This window comes from Paenibacillus sp. FSL R5-0928, from assembly GCF_037970385.1.
GTDB classification, from domain to species: Bacteria; Bacillota; Bacilli; order Paenibacillales; family Paenibacillaceae; genus Paenibacillus_AQ; species Paenibacillus_AQ odorifer.
In genome coordinates this window covers 4,263,871-4,277,579 of record NZ_CP150225.1, presented here as the reverse complement: position 1 = coordinate 4,277,579, position 13,709 = coordinate 4,263,871, and the positions used below count along the sequence as shown (strand labels likewise).

Here is a 13,709-nt window from a genome sequence, read left to right as displayed (position 1 = left end):
CATGTTTTTTTTATAAAGCTGGTTAAGGAAGTTTACATTCATAGAACTTACAGGAGGTGATGGTATGTCGGAACTGGGCCGGCAATTGAAAGAGGCACGTCTGCAAAAAGGGATGAGTCTTGACGATGTCCAGGAAGTAACAAAAATTCGCAAAAAGTATTTGGAAGCCATCGAGTCTGGAGACTACAAGGTGCTTCCAGGAAGTTTTTATGTGAGGGCGTTTATCAAAACGTATGCAGAAGCAGTAGGCATGAGTCCTGACGAACTGCTCGAGGAGCATGGGAACGTACCTGCACCACCCGCAGACACGACCATGGAGACGGTGATTCAAAAGCGCAGCCGTAGACCCGAAACCGAACGGAATGCAAAATGGCTGCCAACGGTGCTAATGTGGACATTCCCTATATTGATTATTGTAGTGATTTACATTTATGCTTCTAGTTTAAACAAAGCAGACCCTGATCAAGTTGATCAAACAAATATCACCAATAATGTGCAGGATCCTAATACAGCACAAACTTCTCCACCCGCATCAGGAGGCGGTGTTGTAGCGCCTACTTCCTCGGCAGGTGCTGAAGCAACTACAGAGCCAACTACGGAGCCTACGCCAACACCGACGCCAACGCCGACTCCTCAATCTATCACGGTTACACCAGATGGGAAGTCAGGCAAAACAACGAAATTTAAGGTCACAGCTCCTGCCGGAAGCGAAGTTAAGGTTGAGATTGTTGCATCCGGAGTAAGCTGGCTTGAAGTTTACAAAGGCGAGAACTCTAAAGGTGAAAAACTCTCCTTCGGAAATACAGCTGCAGGAGAAACTATGAGCTTCGTTCTTGGTAGTGAGGGCATGTATATTAAGTCTGGGTATTCCCCAGCAACTGAGATTACCGTAAATGGTCAAGTAATCACGGATGAGAAGACTTCTTCACGTCTCCTGCTTAATCTTGACGACGGTTCTGGAAGTGAAGGTACCCAAAGTGAAGGGACAGGCGAATAACAAATAGGATGTATAGACTTTGGCTTTAGGGAGAACATAAGACTGTTTTCAGTTTTAGCCAAAGTGAGGTGTACATCTTATGACAGTTAGCTGGATTGTAGCTGGCCTTGGGGTTGTTGTCAGTCTCATCGGATACTATTTGACACCAGGTGCTTGGGGATACGGAATTCTCGGATTCGGTATTGCACATATTGTGCTAGGAATTCTGGATATGTTTCGTAATCCGGTCCGAAGCAGATAGAAGCTGTAGAAATGAACGTCTCCAACGGCGTACTTCCGGTGGAGACGTGTTTCTACCCTTTGAACCAAACTCACTCGAAGGAAAAGCTCCACTTAGTGGGGCTGTTTTCTATGTCGGGTGAGCTACATAATGATTTATCCAAAATTAGACTTAATAGTACCATTCTCTTATAATAGTAGCAGACTAATTGTATAAAGGACGTGGAGTTTAATGAGTTCAGAATGTTCATTTGATATTGTATCCAAAATGGATATGCAGGAGTTAACGAATGCTATTCACCAAACAGAGAAAGAGATCGACAACCGCTTTGATTTTAAGAACAGCAAAAGCAGTCTGAAGATGGAGAAAGACGCACTTATAATCGCCTCTGAAGACGAATATAAGCTAAACGCTGTTATTGATATTTTACAATCAAAGATGGTGAAAAGAGGCATTACCCTAAAGAATCTGGACTTCGGTAAAGTAGAACCGGCTTCCCTGGGATCTGTGCGTCAACGTTTAGGGCTTAAGCAAGGCATTGATCAGGAGAATGCGAAAAAGATTAATATTCTGATCCGTGATTCAAAATTAAAGGTGAAGAGCCAGATCCAAGGGGATCAAATTCGTGTGACTGGTAAGAGCCGCGACGATTTGCAGCAGATTATTCAGATCTTGCGTAAAGCTGATTTACCACTGGATTTACAATTCATGAACATGAAATAGAATTTTGTGCCCCGCAGTGCTTATTAGCACTAACAACGCGGGGTGCTTTCTGTTTTTTTGACACCTATTTATTGCTATAATATACTTGCTTAAGTAGAAATGGATTAGCCTGATTTAGGCAATTTGTATGAACGATTTAGGGGAGGAAAACTTCAGTGAATTTGCCCAACCGCATCACGCTAGCTCGTATTTGCCTGATCCCGATTATGATGTTTTTTTTACTGGTGGATTTCAGTTTTTATCCAGAACCGATACATTGGGGCTCGTTTCAGCTATCTGTTAATCATTTGGTATCAGCTGTAATCTTTTTGCTTGCGGCCAGCACAGATGGAATAGACGGCTACATTGCTAGGAAATATAATATGGTCACCAATCTCGGTAAACTCCTTGATCCACTTGCGGACAAACTGCTGGTATCTGCAGTTCTGATTTCACTTGTGGAGCTGGGCAGATGCGATTCATGGATTGCTATTGTAATCATCAGTCGTGAGTTTGCAGTCACCGGACTTCGCCAGATTGCATTGCTAGAGGGAAAAGTGGTTGCCGCCAGCAAATGGGGCAAGATAAAGACGGTTGTACAAATTGTTGCGATCTCACTGCTGTTGTTGAATAATTTCCCATTTCAATTTGTCAGTATTCCTGTAGACGATATTGCTATTTGGGCCGCAGCGCTGATCACTATTTATTCTGGAATTGATTATTTTGTGAAGAATAAGGATCTGCTACAGCTGCATAATGCGTAAGAATGTAAGCTGGACATACAAGGAAGGGTAATAGGTGAAGCACCTATTACCTTTTTTGAAATCTAAAAGCAGTGTACCTACATTATAACTAGGAGGCGAAAGCCAGGTATGAAAGCGGAGATTATTGCAGTAGGGACAGAGCTTTTGCTCGGTCAAATCGTGAATAGTAATGCCCAGTTTTTGTCTATAGAGCTAGCTGCCATAGGGATCGATGTATACTTTCAAACTGTTGTCGGTGATAACAGCAGCCGCCTGCAGCAAGCCATCGAGATCGCTCAGAGTCGGGCCGACGTTATTATCTTTACAGGCGGAATTGGCCCCACTGAGGATGATCTGACTAAAGACGCACTGGCTGCATCGCTAGGTAGAACGCTCCATATTGATCGTTTGGCGATGGATCATGTACAACGTTTCTTTGATGATCGTAAGATCGTTATGACCGAAAATAACCGCAAACAGGCACTTATAATTGAAGGAACTACACCGTTGCCGAATGAAATCGGTCTTGCGGTTGGGATTGCTTTTGAGCATGAGAAGAAATATTATATTGTGCTTCCAGGTCCACCTCGTGAGATGAAACCGATGTTCGTAGATAAAGCAGTACCGTGGCTACAGCAGCACGCCTTGACGAACGAAACACCGCTTTATTCAAAAATGCTCAAATTTGCCGGCATCGGAGAATCACTGCTGGAGGACAAGCTCATTGAGCTGATTCGCAGTCAGACTGATCCAACGATTGCTCCGTATGCCAAAGAGGGAGAGGTAACTGTTCGTATTTCGACAAAGGCCCCTTCTGAGCATGAAGCTACAAAAAAGCTGGAGATACTGGAACAACAAATCAAGGAGATTTTGCCGGAACATTTGTATGCGAACATTGATGTGCCGCTAGAGCAATTGATAGTGGATTGGATGGCGGATGCCGGCCTGACCTTAAGTGCGGCAGAGAGCTGCACCGGAGGTTTGCTGATGGAGAGTATAACAAATATTCCAGGCAGTGCTTCGATGTTTGCCGGCGGAATCGTCTGCTATTCAAATGACTTAAAGAAAAAGCTGCTGAATGTGCCAAGTGCTTATTTGGAGGGACCCAATGCCCCTGGAGCCGTAAGCCGAGAAGTTGCCGAGGTGTTGGCTGACCAAGTGAGAATGATTGCAGACAGCGATTTCGGCTTATCTGTTACAGGTGTAGCTGGACCGGGTTATTCTGAACGAAAGCCTGTTGGACTTGTATTTATCGGCTTGGCTGAACGGGGACGTAAGACAGAGGTTTATGAGCTTAATCTTAAAGGTACGCGGGAAAATATCCGCTTACGAACAGTTAAGGCTTTGCTGTATCGTCTCTGGCGGAGACTTGAGGAACGCAAGGTGGAGACACCTCTTGAGGGTTCAGACTTGTAATGGGAGATTAGCCCAGTTATAATAAACACATACGGAAGAACCGTGGCACTGAGATTTCTTTGCTGCGGTTTTTTGTATATTTGCAGAGATTTTGATCACGATGCTTTCTCATGATCATAAGTCGTTGATGTCCGGTGAAGTGGAGAATTTAATTAACTTCTATCTCCGGAGGGAGGCTTACAATAAAAGGGATAAATAACGCCCAAGACAAAAAAAACGAATGTATGTTCGAAAAAAAGCTTGGCAAGACCTTAAAAACACGTTATTATATTACTATAAACAGTGAAGGAAGTGGTCTGATTGTCAGATCGTCGTGCAGCGCTTGATATGGCGCTTCGTCAAATAGAAAAACAATTTGGTAAAGGTTCGGTAATGAAACTGGGAGAATCCACGCATATGCAAGTGGAAGTTGTACCTAGCGGATCTTTGGCACTTGATATTGCATTAGGTATAGGCGGACTTCCAAAGGGACGTATTATTGAAGTATACGGACCGGAATCTTCAGGTAAAACAACAGTTGCTCTTCATGCTATTGCAGAAGTGCAAAGACAAGGCGGACAAGCTGCTTTTATCGATGCCGAGCATGCGCTTGATCCGAAATATGCACGTAACTTGGGCGTAAATATCGATGAATTGCTGCTTTCTCAGCCAGATACGGGTGAACAAGCGCTGGAAATCGCCGAAGCACTTGTTCGTAGTGGAGCCGTTGACATTATTGTCGTTGACTCCGTTGCTGCTTTGGTACCTAAGGCTGAAATTGAAGGCGATATGGGTGATTCCCACGTCGGACTGCAAGCTCGCTTGATGTCTCAAGCACTTCGTAAGCTTTCTGGTGCCATTAGCAAATCGAATACGATTGCTATCTTTATCAACCAGCTTCGTGAGAAGATCGGTGTTATGTTCGGTAACCCTGAGACAACTCCGGGTGGTCGTGCATTGAAATTCTACTCCTCTGTACGTTTAGATGTACGTCGCGTAGAGAGCATCAAGATGGGGAACGATGTGGTTGGTAACCGTACTAAGATCAAGATTGTGAAGAATAAAGTAGCCCCTCCATTTAAACAGGCTGATGTTGATATCATGTATGGTGAAGGGATTTCCAAAGAGGGAAGTCTTGTAGATATCGGTACTGAAATGGATATCGTGAATAAGAGTGGTGCATGGTATTCCTACGAAGGCGAGCGTCTCGGCCAAGGTCGTGAGAATGCTAAGCAGTTTTTGAAGGAACATCAGGATATTGCCCTTATTATTGAGAATAAGATCCGTGAAGCAAGTAATTTATCCACTATTGTTGCTGCGCCGAATAATGATGAGATTGTTGCAGAGCAAGAGGAAGAAGAAAAATTGCTCCTCGAAATCGAATAGTATATTAAACAATAGGACGCCCTGTGATTGATTGTTGCAGGGTGTCTTTTCTTAACAAGTATTGAAAGTAAGACGATAACTGATCTATTGCTATGAGGTGACAAACAACTATGGTAATACAACTGGATTTTGAAGCAGAAGAACAAGATGAGCAGGTGTTATCTGATTTTCCTGAAGGAGAACTCTTAGAGATCACTAAAGTAGAACGTCAAAAGAAATCTGACCACCGTTATATCATACATTTCGGAGCATATAACATGACTGTGCACGAGGACGTCATGATTAAATATCGAATGATTACTGGTAATTCTTTTATGAAGGCTGATTTGGAAGAAATTGTTGTAGCTGATGAGCGTCAACGAGCTTATGTGGAAGGCCTCCGTTATCTTGAACGTAAACCACGCACCGCTATGGAAATGACTCGCCGTTTACGCCAGAAGGAAATAGGAGAGACTATTATTGCGGAAGTGGTGCAGCGGCTGCAGCAGGAAAGATTTCTTGATGACCCTTTATATGCTAAGCAATGGGCGGAGCAACGAATAGCGAACCAGCGGAAAGGGAAGATGTGGATTCGACAAGAGCTACGTGAGAAGGGGATTGACAAAACCCTTATATCGGAAGCTTTGGAGAATATTACTCCTGAACAAGAGCTGGAGAGTGCACTCGAAACAGGGCGCAAGAAATGGAATCTCATCCGTGGAGACGCTTCAGATAAGCGAAGAAAGACTGGAGCCTTCCTTATGCGCCGTGGATTCTCGGGCGATATGGTTCGCCAAGTGATCAATACTTTACTTGCGGAAGACAATTATGAAGGTGAAGATGAGGAGTTTTACTAGAATCACTGATTCTCTTGACATTAATGCGTATATCGACTCTCTTGACAATGTCTTTTTATAAATAATAAAATATAACATGAATCGGCATAAAATTAGAATCCTTTTTCCTTCCCAAAAAGGAGACTGTTTTAAACGGTTCACGTACAACTCATATGAAATGTAATCGCCGGATAAGGCGGGCAGTGTGCATGTGCAGCATGTGCAGTATGGCAATCGGTTGTTTACCGGTTTTTTGTATGGTGATGAACGGATAGTTAAACAACTGCACAATTCCCAGGGATATACCTTGGAGAGGAACCAACGAGGAGGTGAACAGATGCTGGAATCATGGATCTGGGTCATTATCGTTCTCGTTGTAGCTGCAATATTCTTTGGGTTCGGTTATTTTATTCGTAAATCCCTTGCAGAAGCTAAAATCCAAAGCGCAGAAAGAGAAGCCGTTGTCATCGTTGAGAATGCGAAGAAGGACGCTGAGGCGCTGAAGAAAGAAACAGTATTGGAAGCTAAGGACGAAGTCCATAGAATCCGTACTGAAGCTGAGAAAGAAACTCGTGAACGTCGGAATGAAATCCAACGGCAAGAGAGACGTTTGCTGCAAAAGGAAGAATCTCTGGATAAAAAAATGGAATCGCTTGAAAGAAAAGAAGAACAAGTAGCTAACAAAGAGAAACGAATTGATGAAACCCAACAGCAAATTGATGTTATTTACAAAAACCAAGTCACTGAATTGGAACGTATCTCCAATTTAAGCATCGAAGATGCAAGAAGTATCATTCTTAGCAATGTTGAGCAAGAAGTTCGCCATGAAACGGCACAAATGATCAAAGAAATTGAACAGCAGGCGAAAGAAGAAGCGGATAAGAAATCCCGTGAAATCATTACACTCGCTATCCAACGCTGTGCAGCTGATCACGTGGCGGAAACAACGGTTTCAGTTGTTACGTTGCCGAATGAAGAGATGAAGGGTCGGATTATCGGTCGTGAAGGCCGTAATATTCGTGCGTTGGAAACTCTTACAGGTATCGACCTCATTATTGATGATACGCCGGAAGCAGTTATTTTGTCGGGATTTGATCCAATCCGCCGTGAAGTGGCCCGTACGGCACTTGAGAAATTGGTGGCTGATGGACGTATTCACCCCGCTCGTATTGAAGAGATGGTGGAGAAATCCCGCAAAGAAGTGGACGAACGGATTCGGGAATATGGTGAGCAAGCTACTTTCGAAGTGGGCGTTCACGGTTTGCATCCAGATTTGATCAAGATTCTGGGGCGTCTGAAATTCCGTACAAGCTATGGTCAAAATGTATTGAAGCACTCCATGGAGGTTGCTTATTTAACAGGACTGATGGCCGGTGAGCTTGGGGAAGACATCGTGCTTGCAAAACGTGCAGGATTACTTCATGATATCGGCAAAGCGCTGGATCATGAAGTGGAAGGTTCGCACGTTGAGATCGGCGTTGAACTAGCGAAGAAATATAAGGAACATCCGGTTGTTATCAACAGTATCGCATCTCATCATGGAGACTGCGAAGCTACCTCGGTTATTGCTATGTTGGTTGGCGCCGCTGACGCATTGTCGGCTGCTAGACCTGGTGCTCGCCGTGAAACACTGGAAACGTATATTAAACGTCTAGAGAAACTGGAAGAAATCTCAGAGTCATTCGAAGGCGTTGAGAAATCATTTGCTATTCAAGCGGGCCGTGAAGTGCGCGTGATGGTACAGCCAGAGAAGATTGACGATGCAGAGGCATTCCGTCTTGCTCGCGATATTACGAAGATGATTGAAAGTGAACTGGATTATCCAGGACATATCAAGGTTACCGTTATTCGTGAGACACGGGCTGTTGAATACGCTAAATAGGCAATAAGTAGATAACATACGCTTCGGAAATAACGATATTTATGATCGTTTCCTGGTACATGTTTCTGCTAGGAATATAAGGTTAAAGGATAAGATATAACTTATACTTTCTTATATTTGATGAAAATTGGCCCCTAAGCGGGGCCTTTTTTCTTTTAAATATGAAGACTTATCCGTTAGATGAAGAGGTTAAGATTAGGAGGAGAGAAACATTAAAGTACTATTCATTGGAGATATCGTAGGTAGTGTAGGTAGGAAGGCACTTCGGGAGATGTTGCCCTCATTAAAAAGCAAATATCAACCACATATAATCATAGTTAACGGTGAAAATTCTGCTGCCGGTAGAGGGATTACTAAAGCGATCGCAAATGAATTTTTTAACTGGGGCGTTCACGGAATCACCATGGGTAATCACACATGGGACAACAAGGATATCTTCGAGTTTATCGACGATGAGGCCCGGATTATCCGTCCTGCTAATTTTCCTCCAGGAACACCAGGAAGAGGATATACGGTTGTTAAAGGTAACGGGAAAGAGCTGGCTATAGTTAACCTGCAAGGCCGTACATTTTTGCCTGCGATTGATTGCCCTTTCCGTGTGGGTGAAGAAATTGTGGAAGAGCTACGTAGAGATCATAAATGCATTCTCGTTGATTTCCATGCAGAGGTTACCTCTGAAAAAATCGCAATGGGCTATTTCATGGATGGTCGCGCATCAATTGTAGTTGGGACCCACACTCACGTGCAGACGAATGATGATGTGATTTTGCCAGGTGGAACGGCTTACTTGACCGATGCGGGTATGGTTGGTTCAAGTGAAGGGATTCTGGGTATGGAAAGAGATGCAGTACTTTATAAGTTCACTACACAGCTTCCAGCACGATTTGTTGTTGATGAAGGCAAATGGCAGCTTCACGGTTTATTTGCAGAATTAGACGAGAATACTGGCGCGGCTACCCGTCTGGAGAAAATACGGCTACGTGAAGATGAATGGGTAATGAGCTAGTAGTAGGATAAGATAAGTGATTTTCTGGGTAATTTCGCCGAATAAGGGTAAAGTGTGATATTTATTATATCGAAAAAGAGTATCTATTGTACCATTTTCTCCAGAGTAGTCCGCAAAAAGAAGGAATTATTTCTTCTCTCGCGAATAACATCTAAAGTAGTGGAAGAACACCATTATTTTCCCAGGGGAGGTACTTACTATGGATGTATTAAAAGTATCAGCTAAATCCAATCCAAATTCCGTCGCCGGCGCTTTAGCAGGTGTTCTTCGTGAACGTGGATCGGCCGAATTACAAGCTATTGGAGCTGGAGCACTGAATCAAGCAGTCAAAGCAGTTGCCATTGCCCGGGGATTTGTTGCACCAAGCGGAGTAGATTTGATCTGCATTCCGGCATTTACAGACATTGTGATTGATGGAGAGGATCGAACCGCGATTAAATTGATTGTAGAACCCAGATAATAGAAGCATAGAACGGATGAACCTGTTTACTTATGTAAACAGGTTTTTTGCTTTTGGTATATAGTCTGGCGTTTTTAAGCATAGAATCTGGAATAGGGCTGCATGAAAGCGAGGGCTTGGGATGAGAACCGATAAGCTACAGGTTGCGGATTTTCATTGTGATGTGCTGAGTAAAATGCAAGCATCACCGGATATGGATTTTAAAAATGATCCCCGGTTGGATGTTACCGGAGAGCGGTTGGTAGCGGGCGGTGTAGAATTGCAGATTTTTGCGATATACCTTTCGGCAAGTAGAGGTAGACCTAGCTTTGAGAATGTTTTAGGACAAATTGATTTGTTCCGGAAAAAAATATTAGGCGCAGAGAGCCTTCAGTGGCTGCGTTGGAAGGAGGAGGTAGGTAAACGAGCAGTTGGAGCACCTCCATGGGGAATGCTCTCTCTGGAGGGTGTAGACGGTCTAGAAGGGAACCTATTTTATGCACAGCTCTGCTTTGAGCTTGGCGTGCGGTTTTTGGGGATCACTTGGAATTATGCCAATTGGGCAGCGGACGGAGTATTGGAGCAGCGCAACGGCGGATTTACGGAAAAAGGGCGAAAGCTGATCGAATGGTGCAACGACAGTGGAATGTTGCTTGATGTGTCACATTTGTCTCAAGCAGGTTTTTGGGAGCTAGCCGACTTAAGCACACGTCCGTTTATAGCTTCCCATTCGAACGCCGCAAAGATCTGCGGGCATGTTAGAAATTTAAATGATGAACAGATTAAAGCATTAATTGCAATGGACGGAAGAATGGGCCTGACCTTTTATCCGTGGTTTGTATGTGATGATGGAAAAGCTCGTATGGATGATTTATTAAAGCATATTGATCATGTATGTAGTCTGGGTGGCGAGAAACATATGATGTTTGGTTCGGATTTTGACGGCATTGACACTTGGGTAGAGAACATGGAGCATCCGGGAAAATACCCTGAGCTTGCGGAGCACCTGCTTCGTTACTATCCAGAAGCTTCCGTTAAAGGTTGGTTATATGAGAATGCGGTCTCCTACTTGCGTACAAACTTACCTTCACAGGTGTCTAAATCATGACAATCCTGTTCTAAAAGTATGAATTGTCGAAAAAAAGGCCCTCGTTATGATGTGGGGCTTTTTATTTTTGGTTAAGAAGATGTATAATGGTTAATGGCTTGTACAGATACTAGAGAAAATACAAGGAGTGACTTTACTATGAGTAAGACTGTACCCGTAGGTGTGTCGGCTAGACATATTCACCTTACGCAAGAGCATGTGGAGGCTTTGTTTGGCCCAGGATATCAACTAACGGAGTTCAAACCCCTCTCTCAACCAGGACAGTTTGCAGCAAATGAGCAAGTAGCAGTTATCGGCAGCAAAGGTAAATTTGACAAAGTAAGAATTTTGGGACCTGCTCGTCCGGCTTCCCAATTAGAAATTTCCCGTACTGACTCCTTCGCACTTGGCGTGAAAGCTCCAGTTCGCGAATCTGGAAATATTGATGGAACACCTGGCATTACGCTTAAAGGACCTGCTGGCGAAGTAGAATTGGAACAAGGCGTTATCATCGCCGCTCGTCACATTCACTTCCATACTTCTGAAGCTGAAGCTTGGGGCATTGCTGATAAGCAATTGCTTAAAGTTCGTCTCGGAGGCGATCGTGGTCTCGTATTGGAGAACGTAATTGCACGCGTATCAGACAGCTTTAAACTGGATATGCATATTGACACTGACGAAGCTAACGCTGCAGGTGCCAACAACGGCGATACTGCTGAAATCGTAGAATAGTCATCATAGTTATAGCAAAGATAAGAAGCGGGGGAGAAATCCTCCGCTTTTTTGTGCGTGTCTGATCCGCGTGCTGTAAGGATTGCGTGTCTGATCCGCGTGCTGTAAGGATTGCGTGTCTGATCCGCGTGCTGTAAGGATTGCGTGTCTGATCCGCGTGCTGTAAAGATTGCGTGTCTGATCCGCGTGCTGTAAAGTTTGTGTGTCTGATCCGCGTGCTGTAAAGATTGTGTGTCTGATCTGAGTGCTGTAAGGATTGTGTGGCTGATCCGCGTGCTGTAAGGATTGCGTGTCTGATCCGCGTGCTGTAAGGATTGCGTGTCTGATCTGCGTGCTGTAAGGATTGTGTGTCTGATCTGCGTGCTGTAAGGATTGTGTGTCTGATCCGCGTGCTGTAAAGTTTGCGTGGTTTACCCGACCGCTTGTACATATCGGACTGTATCGCAGCTATTTCAGCATTTTGATCTATTTTGCCAAGGTATCGGACCGCATAGCTCTTATTGCCTTATATTTGTATTGAACTGGGCTTCGAAGGTGTGAATAACTGCATCTGAGTCCGATAGCATCGCCAAAAACCATGAATCCTCAAAATAAGGGCGTCTGAGTCCGATTGCTCAACAGGATCAACAGGATCAACAGGATCAACAAAAGATACGCCCAGGATAAATTGAGGAGGAGTATTTTACGGTTAGCAAAATATTTCTGTAAGAGCAGTACGAATAGTATCCTGAAATGGATTTTTAATGAAAATTGGTGTGATGATAAAGAAAATCTATTATTATGTAACTTATTGTGTTATGATTATGGTTTATGACGTGACAAAAGGATTTATTGTTAAGAATATATGTATTAGAAATTAAGGAGACCCAATGACATTTAATGAACTGAATATTGTGCCTGCAATTTTGAAGGCTTTAAGCAAAGAAAACTATACATCACCTACACCAATACAGGAGCAGTCGATTCCAGCTGTATTAGCGGGTAGAGATTTACTTGGATGCGCACAAACGGGAACAGGAAAAACAGCTGCATTTTCCGTGCCTATTATTCAATTGTTAAGCGAACAATCCAACCCAAACAAATCCAATAATGTGCGACGCATTCGCTCGTTGATTTTAACACCGACAAGAGAACTAGCGATTCAAATTGCTGATAACATAAAAGCGTATAGCCAATATACAGATATCCGCTCTGCTGCCATTGTTGGCGGTGTGTCACAGAAAGTGCAAGAACGCGCACTGAATCAAGGTGCCGATATTCTTATTGCTACCCCTGGTAGACTTATCGACCTAATCAATCAGAAACGTGTAGATCTGCAATATGTACAAATTTTAGTTCTGGATGAAGCTGACCGGATGCTGGATATGGGCTTTATCCATGATGTGAAACGAATCATCGCCAAAATGCCTACGAAGAAGCAAACTCTGTTTTTCTCGGCAACGATGCCAACTGAAATTTCTAAATTGATCAAAACATTGCTTGTGAATCCAGTGAAGGTAGAGATCACACCCGTGTCATCTACTGCGGATAGAATCAATCAATCGATCTATTTATTAGAGAACGGAAATAAGCAAAACCAATTGAACCTGCTGTTACAGGATAAATCCATCGTCTCAGCTTTGGTGTTTACTCGTACCAAACGTGGTGCGGACCGTGTTACCCGCGATCTGGCTAAAGTGAACATTTCTGCTCAAGCCATACACGGCAATAAATCACAAAATGATCGCCAGAACGCCTTGCGGAATTTTAAAAGCGGTGCGACTCGTGTTCTCGTAGCTACGGATATAGCTGCCCGGGGAATTGATATTGATGAGCTGTCTCACGTAATCAACTTCAATCTACCGAACATTCCGGAAACCTATGTGCACCGGATCGGTCGTACAGGCAGAGCGGGATTGAGCGGAACGGCAATTTCTTTTTGCGAAGCTGAAGAGCTTCCTTTCCTTAAAGATATTGAAAAATTGATTGGAAAATCGATTCCGGAAGTTAAGGATCATCCTTATCCGATGTCTCGTAAAACGCAAATGAAGACAGATCGTTCTGCGAAACCGTCAGGTTCGAAAGCAGCAGCTTCGAGACCATCGTCTTCCAGACCGTCGAACTCTAAACCAGCAACTGCTAAACCTGCGGCAACAAAACCGGCAGCAACAAAATCAGCGGCATCCAAACCAGCTAAAGCAAAACCTAAGTCTAACCCTCCATTGAAGCCAAAGTCCGAGTGGTTCACAAAAGGAAGACAAAAAACGAGCAGCAGATAAGTAAGTTTGAATGCGTATCGTTTTCTATAGCATTATAAAAAACCGTC

Annotated in this window: 13 protein-coding genes; all 13 read left to right on the top strand. The window is 43.7% G+C overall.

What is annotated here, in order from left to right:
- The first annotated feature begins 64 nt into the window (after positions 1 to 64).
- On the top strand, positions 65 to 997 hold the full coding sequence (locus tag MKZ16_RS19105; RefSeq protein WP_036688403.1) for a RodZ domain-containing protein: 933 nt from the start codon (positions 65 to 67) through the stop codon (positions 995 to 997).
- A 79-nt stretch (positions 998 to 1,076) separates the two neighbouring features.
- A complete protein-coding gene (locus tag MKZ16_RS19100) occupies positions 1,077 to 1,238 on the top strand; it encodes a hypothetical protein (RefSeq protein WP_169744781.1) in 162 nt (53 codons plus the stop codon).
- 210 nt (positions 1,239 to 1,448) lie between these two features.
- The gene (locus MKZ16_RS19095) at positions 1,449 to 1,940 is read left to right on the top strand and encodes a YajQ family cyclic di-GMP-binding protein (RefSeq protein ID WP_036688400.1); all 492 of its coding nucleotides are present in this window, start codon (positions 1,449 to 1,451) and stop codon (positions 1,938 to 1,940) included.
- Positions 1,941 to 2,095: 155 nt separating this feature from the next.
- Positions 2,096 to 2,683, top strand: a complete 588-nt coding sequence (pgsA, locus tag MKZ16_RS19090) for a CDP-diacylglycerol--glycerol-3-phosphate 3-phosphatidyltransferase (RefSeq protein ID WP_076106334.1) — start codon at positions 2,096 to 2,098, stop codon at positions 2,681 to 2,683.
- A 108-nt stretch (positions 2,684 to 2,791) separates the two neighbouring features.
- Positions 2,792 to 4,078, top strand: coding sequence for a competence/damage-inducible protein A (locus tag MKZ16_RS19085; RefSeq protein ID WP_036688393.1), 1,287 nt, complete (start codon positions 2,792 to 2,794; stop codon positions 4,076 to 4,078).
- A 300-nt stretch (positions 4,079 to 4,378) separates the two neighbouring features.
- A complete protein-coding gene (gene recA / locus MKZ16_RS19080; protein WP_036688391.1) occupies positions 4,379 to 5,443 on the top strand; it encodes a recombinase RecA in 1,065 nt (354 codons plus the stop codon).
- Positions 5,444 to 5,553: 110 nt separating this feature from the next.
- Entirely contained in the window at positions 5,554 to 6,279 is a 726-nt protein-coding gene (locus MKZ16_RS19075) for a RecX family transcriptional regulator (RefSeq protein WP_051491576.1), read from the top strand.
- Positions 6,280 to 6,598: 319 nt separating this feature from the next.
- Entirely contained in the window at positions 6,599 to 8,140 is a 1,542-nt protein-coding gene (rny, locus tag MKZ16_RS19070) for a ribonuclease Y (RefSeq protein ID WP_036689085.1), read from the top strand.
- A 211-nt stretch (positions 8,141 to 8,351) separates the two neighbouring features.
- Positions 8,352 to 9,146: a TIGR00282 family metallophosphoesterase gene (locus MKZ16_RS19065; RefSeq protein ID WP_076100408.1), complete on the top strand. Its 795-nt coding sequence runs from the start codon at positions 8,352 to 8,354 to the stop codon at positions 9,144 to 9,146.
- Between the two features lie 199 nt (positions 9,147 to 9,345).
- The gene (locus MKZ16_RS19060; RefSeq protein WP_019910496.1) at positions 9,346 to 9,606 is read left to right on the top strand and encodes a stage V sporulation protein S; all 261 of its coding nucleotides are present in this window, start codon (positions 9,346 to 9,348) and stop codon (positions 9,604 to 9,606) included.
- 121 nt (positions 9,607 to 9,727) lie between these two features.
- Positions 9,728 to 10,693 (top strand): dipeptidase, encoded by a 966-nt coding sequence (locus MKZ16_RS19055; protein ID WP_076106332.1) that lies wholly within the window; start codon positions 9,728 to 9,730, stop codon positions 10,691 to 10,693.
- 138 nt (positions 10,694 to 10,831) lie between these two features.
- The gene (locus tag MKZ16_RS19050; RefSeq protein ID WP_036688383.1) at positions 10,832 to 11,404 is read left to right on the top strand and encodes a phosphate propanoyltransferase; all 573 of its coding nucleotides are present in this window, start codon (positions 10,832 to 10,834) and stop codon (positions 11,402 to 11,404) included.
- Between the two features lie 869 nt (positions 11,405 to 12,273).
- A complete protein-coding gene (locus MKZ16_RS19045; protein WP_036688380.1) occupies positions 12,274 to 13,662 on the top strand; it encodes a DEAD/DEAH box helicase in 1,389 nt (462 codons plus the stop codon).
- Positions 13,663 to 13,709 lie beyond the last annotated feature (47 nt).